The sequence below is a fragment of the Oleiphilus sp. HI0080 genome, from assembly GCF_001635135.1.
The window spans coordinates 1-1,198 of sequence record NZ_LWFU01000608.1; the positions used below are offsets into that span (position 1 = coordinate 1).

Below are 1,198 nucleotides of genomic sequence, written 5' to 3' on the forward strand. Positions count from 1 at the left end.
TCTTTCTTCTTCTCCGCTTCTTTCTTCTTCTCNNCTTCTTTCTTCTTCTCCGCTTCTTTCTTCTTCTCCGCTTCTTTCTTCTTCTCCGCTTCTTTCTTCTTCTCGGCTTCTTTCTTCTTCTCGGCTTCTTTCTTCTTCTCAGCCTCTTTCTTCTCGGCGCCTTTCTTCTTCTCTTCTTGTTTCTTTTTATCCGCCTTCTTTTCTTCAGGTTTTAGTTGGACAGTAACAGTCTGCTCTTTCGCTGGTTCTTTGGCGAGATCAACTGGGTTATACAACAGATAGGTAGCAACAGAAGTGTGAAAGAGCAGGCTCCCCACAAAGGTAAGAATGTATCTTTTTCGATAGGCTCTTGGCAGCATGTACTTCTAGCGTCGACTAAGTGTTATTCTTTGAATTAGTAATGTTGCAGCGCAGATTGAACCGTTCGCTGCAACCGAAACATCTAGGAGTGCGTCATGGGTGATGTTGTGAAGTTTAAACGCCCCTCACTAAAAGAGAAGCATAAAGGAAAAAGCCTCTGCAAGCATGGCTTTCACAAATGGGTAGTGGAAAAAGAGAACCAGTTTGACGTTAAATCTGGACGACTCGTCACCTTGCAACGCTGCCAGCGCTGCAAGGAACTAAAGACAGAGCTCAGCTAACACGCCTACTTGCTTGTCCCGGGTCTGCCAGCGCAGATCTGAACTGAGCAGACACCGCAGACCGAGATTTGCCGGTGCTTTTTCAACTAATGATCTGTTTCTTGCTGCGCTTTGATTTTCTCTAACTTACGTGCACGATTCGCTTCCATTGCGCCGACAACATCAGAACCAATATGCTCTTGGCCCCGTGCCTTAGCAAGGTCTATCTGTTTTTGACGTTCTTCAAACCGCTTAATTTGGCTTTCTGTATGCTTTCCAAAGCAACGTGGACAGCTCACACCCTTTTTGTAATGCGTATGTTGCATGTCTTCTTCAGTAATAGGCAGACGACACGCATGGCATTGATCGTAAGCGCTTTTCTCGAGCTTGTGGTTAACCGCGACCCGATTATCAAACACGAAGCAATCACCCTTCCACATAGTTTCTTCTTCAGGCACCTCTTCAAGGTACTTCAGGATGCCGCCTTCAAGATGGTAAACCTCGTCAAAGCCTTTTTCTTTTAAAAACGCAGTCGACTTTTCGCAACGAATGCCTCCTGTACAAAACATCGCGACCTT

General features: G+C 45.7%; 1 protein-coding gene and 1 pseudogene. One reads left to right on the forward strand and one right to left on the reverse strand.

Annotated elements, in window-relative coordinates; translation table 11 throughout:
- Positions 1 to 455: 455 nt before the first annotated feature.
- Positions 456 to 641 (forward strand): hypothetical protein, encoded by a 186-nt coding sequence (locus tag A3751_RS13455; RefSeq protein WP_068456933.1) that lies wholly within the window; start codon positions 456 to 458, stop codon positions 639 to 641.
- An 86-nt stretch (positions 642 to 727) separates the two neighbouring features.
- Here the strand turns inward: A3751_RS13455 and A3751_RS13460 are convergent.
- A pseudogene (locus A3751_RS13460) lies at positions 728 to 1,198 on the reverse strand (hypothetical protein); the annotation flags it as partial.

Excerpts from the sequence above, each read along its gene's own strand:
- A3751_RS13455 (WP_068456933.1), top strand. The coding sequence starts at position 456 with ATGGGTGATGTTGTGAAGTTTAAACGCCCCTCACTAAAAGAGAAGCAT.